The sequence below is a fragment of the Mailhella sp. genome (genome assembly GCF_057866825.1).
Genome location: NZ_DBMAHT010000149.1, coordinates 1 through 4368, shown reverse-complemented (window position 1 = coordinate 4368; position 4368 = coordinate 1). Strand labels below are relative to the sequence as shown.

At 56.7% G+C, this 4368-nt stretch carries 5 protein-coding genes; 4 read left to right on the top strand and 1 reads right to left on the bottom strand.

What is annotated here, in order from left to right; translation table 11 throughout:
• A partial coding sequence (locus ACZM96_RS09765) for a hypothetical protein (protein ID WP_489488816.1) occupies nt 1-615 on the top strand: 615 nt, incomplete at its 5' end.
• A gap of 93 nt (nt 616-708) precedes the next feature.
• On the opposite strand, the gene ACZM96_RS09760 is transcribed toward ACZM96_RS09765, so the two are convergent.
• On the bottom strand, nt 709-1959 hold the full coding sequence (locus ACZM96_RS09760) for a TolC family protein (protein WP_489488815.1): 1251 nt from the start codon (nt 1957-1959) through the stop codon (nt 709-711).
• Nucleotides 1960-2230: 271 nt separating this feature from the next.
• Between ACZM96_RS09760 and tolQ the strand changes: the two genes are divergently transcribed.
• The 3 genes from tolQ to tolA form a co-directional block, all read left to right on the top strand.
• Nucleotides 2231-2914: a protein TolQ gene (gene tolQ, locus ACZM96_RS09755; protein ID WP_294484804.1), complete on the top strand. Its 684-nt coding sequence runs from the start codon at nt 2231-2233 to the stop codon at nt 2912-2914.
• A gap of 9 nt (nt 2915-2923) precedes the next feature.
• Nucleotides 2924-3367, top strand: a complete 444-nt coding sequence (locus ACZM96_RS09750; protein ID WP_294484806.1) for an ExbD/TolR family protein — start codon at nt 2924-2926, stop codon at nt 3365-3367.
• A 19-nt stretch (nt 3368-3386) separates the two neighbouring features.
• Nucleotides 3387-4368: cell envelope integrity protein TolA (tolA, locus tag ACZM96_RS09745; protein ID WP_489488813.1), on the top strand; the 982-nt coding region annotated here is incomplete at its 3' end.

The window sequence follows — 4368 nt, the reverse complement described above, 5'->3', positions numbered from 1 at the left end:
CAGCATAGTAAAAAATCTACCTATAGAAATACTGTAAAAAAAGTAGAGGAGGAAATAAGCCATTTTTTAGAACGAACAAAAAATCTACACATAAATACAGATAATATTTCATATAAAATACTTAATAACTTCAAACAAAATCATGCTTCAAGCATATGGGCTTCTGTAAGAAGAAATGGAGTATACAACAATGCAAATTTTTATTATACTACAGAACAAACTATATCTACATTAGTAAATAAAAGCGTAGAAGATTGGGAAAATAAATTTAATACAATAATTAAGTCTATGAGAGATCGTGAAGAACTTAATGACGCCTCATCAAGAATATTAACGATAGAAGAATATACGAATGAAATAAAAAACAAATTTATTCAAAATTCAGGAAAAAATAATATATCTATATATACAAATGAACTGTTATCTTCATCGATTTGGCAAGCTTGCTCATCAGAATGGGGAAAAGGTCCAGGATTCAAAGAAAGAGTTATCAACCATCTTCAAATATGGATGAATACTCATAGTAATTTACAATATATATTAAAACAAAAGTTGCAAGAACAGTGGAATAGGAATGTAATTAATAAAATTTTAGACACTTTTAAAACACGCTAAAATGATATTAATATACGCTTATGTTACATGAGCCCCCCTGCCGAATAACAAGCAAGGGGGCTTTTTTATTATTTACAGGGGGGGACGAAAACGTTATTTCTTCTTTTTCTCTGCGCCGTTCGGACGGTTGTCCTGAAGATCGGGATGCAGCTCGCCCATGGTTTCATACAGCTGAGAGAGCGCGATGAGGCAGTCGGCGCGGGAAGAGATTTCCGCAAGTTCCGCGTCGGAAAGCGCGGACTGCGCCGTCAGAAGGTCGAGGTAGGAGCCCGACTGCAGTTCATAGCGCATTTTGGCGTCCGCGTAGGACTCGCGGGCGCTGATGACGGCGCGCTGCGACACCTTGACCGAACGATACGCGTCCTGCGTGGACAGCAGGCTCGACCGCACCGCGTAGGCGCAGTTGTTGATCGAAGAGCGCACCGCCGCCTCCAGTGCGGAAATCTGCCGCTGCGCCTGCTGCGTGAGATAAAAGCGCTTGCCGCTGGAAAACAGCGTCCAGTTCACGGACAGGCCTATTTCCCCGTAGGAATAATCCTTCTTGGTGTACCGGCTGCCCGCGGCGTCAAGATGGCTGCCCGTGGTGGACCAGCCCACAATCGCCGACACCTGCGGCCAGAAAAGACTCTTGGTCATGCCGAGATCCTTGAAGGCCATCTCCACCGACTTTCTGGCCATGAGCAGATCGGGGCGGCATTCCAGCGCCTGACGCAGACACGCTTCCAGCGTGCGTTTGAAGGGCGTCAGTTCCAGATCGCCGCGATAGTCCACAGGCGCGTCCGGGGGCAGATCCAGCAGCGTGTTCAGTCTGGTGAGCCACACGTTGCGGTCGTTTTCGTACTTGATGAGCAGCGCTTCGGTCTGCGCAAGATCGGTTTCGGCCTGAAGCACGTCGAGCCGCGGACGAAGTCCGATGTTCCACGCGGTCTTTGCCATGTTGAGCTGCGCCTGCGCCCTTTCCAGCGAACGCCGCGTGCTGCTGATGCTCGCTTCCGCCTTCAGATAGGAAATGAAGGCTTCCTGCACGTCGGCAACAACGGTAAGCCGCTGCGCCTGCAGCTGAAGCTCCTGCCGCTCCTCTTCCAGCGCGGCCTTCTGGTAGGCGTTGAGCAGATTGAATCCGGTGAACAGCGGCTGACTGGCCTGCACCGTCATGGTGGTCACGTTGGGCTCGTAGCGCGAAGGCCGGTCCTTGCTGTATCGCGAATAGCTGTAGTTGACGTCCAGCGAGGGACCGAAGTCGCTGCGGGCCGCCTTGCGCGCGGATTCCGCCGCCTGAAGCGTAAAGCGGGCGCTCTCCACGTCGGGATTCTTCCGCAGCGCGCGCTCGACGGCGCTCTCCATGGAATAGCTCTCCCCGGCTTTGACGGACGGAGGCAAAAACAGTATACAGGCAAGAGCCGCACAACAGACAGAGCGCCAGAACATAGGAATCTCCTTCGGATTCCCGAACACTAGCGCAAAAGGCGGCCGTCTGTCACGCCCTCCGCATTGCGGCGGGCGCGCGATTTTTTTCGTTGCATCCGGTTCCGCTCAAGCATATGAACAGAGCGGACCCCTTCCGCGCCGGCGCGGCTTCTACGTCGGCAATCTATCGGATATCTTCGGAGCACCCATGGACTACAACATCTTTTCCGTCTTTGCCAGCGCAAGTCTCGTCGCCCAGCTCATCATGGTCATACTCATTGCGCTCTCCATCCTCAGCTGGACCGTCATCATAAGCAAGATCATCACGCTTTCCGCGGCCGAACGCAAGGCCACGGCGGGCATCCTCCGCTTCACCGACGCTCCCGACCTGCGTCAGGCCGTGCAGAGCCTCGGCGGCGACCCCTCTTCCCCGCTCTACGGCGTAGCCCAGCACGGCGTGCGCGAATTCAACAACGGCAAGGAAGTCGGCGCCGACGAAAGCGTCGTGGTCGAAACCGTGCGCCGCGCGCTCAATCAGGGCGTCGGTCTGGAAATCGACCGCCTGCACAAGCATCTTTCCATCCTCGCCACGGCTGCCAACACCGCGCCGTTCATCGGTCTGTTCGGCACGGTCTGGGGCATCATGACCTCGTTCCACGCCATCGGTCAGATGAAGTCCGCCTCCCTCGCCACCGTGGCCCCCGGCATTTCCGAAGCCCTCATTGCCACCGCCATCGGCCTCGGCGTGGCCGTGCCCGCCACCATCGCCTACAACATGTTTCTCGGCAAGCTCGACAGCATCGAAACCCGCCTCATCAACTTCGCGGGCATCTTTCTGAACCGCGTGCAGCGCGAAGTCAACGTGCACCACTTCCGCGGCAACGACAGGTAGGGCGCAGTCATGGCCAGAAAAAAAGGCTTCGTTTCGGAAATCAACGTGACGCCCTTCGTGGACGTCATGATGGTTCTGCTCATCATTTTCATGGTCACCGCGCCCATGATGGATTCGGGACTCGACGTCGACCTTCCCCAGGCCAAGCAGGTGGACACGCTGCCGTCCGATTCCGAACATCTGGTGCTCACCGTTCGTGAAGACGGCTCCCTCTATCTCGACACCTACGAAGTGCCCCTCGAAGAGCTGGAAGAACGTCTCGTCACTCTCGTGAAGGACAAGGATCGCGCGCTCTTCCTGCAGGCCGACAAGGCCGTGCCCTATGGTCTGGTGGTGGATGTCATGGGCCGCATCAAGGCCGCGGGCATCGAGAAGCTGGGCGTGGTCGCCATGCCCTCCACGGAAAGCGCTGCCCCTGCGCAGTCCGGCAGCGCCCAGCAGCGCCGCCGCTAGACGGCAACTACATACTCCCATGCGAATAAGCAGTCTCTTTATATCCATACTGCTCCATCTGGCAGTGCTGGCCTTCATACTGTACGTGCCGCTGCGTCCCCCGCTGGACATTTCGCGGCCCGTGTATCAGGTCAGCCTCGTGATGGGCGCTCCGGGCGGCGAAAAACTGCCCTCTCCCGTGCTGGGGGCGCGTCCTCCCGTTACCGGCAAACAGGTGGCTTCCACGGAAGCGGCCGCCCAGCCCAAGGCCGAGCCCGCCCCTGCTCCGAAGCCTGAAGAAGCTCCCATAGCCAAGCCCGAACCAAAACCCGAGCCGAAACCGGAACCCAAGCCCGAACCGCAGAAGGATCCGGTGCAGATTCCGCAGCAGCAGAAAAAGCCGGAACCCAAGCCCGAGCCCAAGCCGGAACCCAAACCGGAGCCGAAGATCGAGAAAAAACCTGATCCCAAGGCAGAAAAGAAGCCCGAACCCAAGCCCGAAAAGAAAAGCGAATCCAAGCCGCAGAGCTCCAAGACGCAGAGCAAGTCGCAAAGCAAGTCGCAGAACAAGAACGACAACGGCAAGGACGCCCTGGCCGACGCTCTGGCCGACGCCCGCAAGCAGGCCCGTTCCAACACCAGCGGCAAGGGCGGCGGCACCTCCGCGTCGCGCGCGCTGGCCGATCTGGAAAAGCAGGTCGGCAGAACCGGCGTGGGCGGTGGCGGAGGCGAAGGCGACGGCCCCGGCGGCGGCGGCATCTACGACGTGTACGTGGCCCAGGTCATTCTGGCCGTGCAGCCCAACTGGAGCATGCCCACCTACTCGCGCAACAACATGGTGGTGCAGGTGCGCATCAAGCTCGACAAGCAGGGCAACGTTCTCGACTGCCACATCGAACGTTCCTCCGGCAGACCCGAGTTCGACGCCTCCGCCGTCAACGCCATCATACGAACCAAAACCCTGCCCCCGCCGCCCACCCCTGAACAGCAGGATCTTGTCATCAGCTTCAACTCTCTGGATG

Coding starts and splice junctions, on each gene's coding strand:
- ACZM96_RS09750 (WP_294484806.1), top strand. CDS start 2,924: ATGGCCAGAAAAAAAGGCTTCGTTTCGGAAATCAACGTGACGCCCTTC.
- ACZM96_RS09760 (WP_489488815.1), bottom strand. CDS start 1,959: ATGGAGAGCGCCGTCGAGCGCGCGCTGCGGAAGAATCCCGACGTGGAG.
- tolQ (WP_294484804.1), top strand. CDS start 2,231: ATGGACTACAACATCTTTTCCGTCTTTGCCAGCGCAAGTCTCGTCGCC.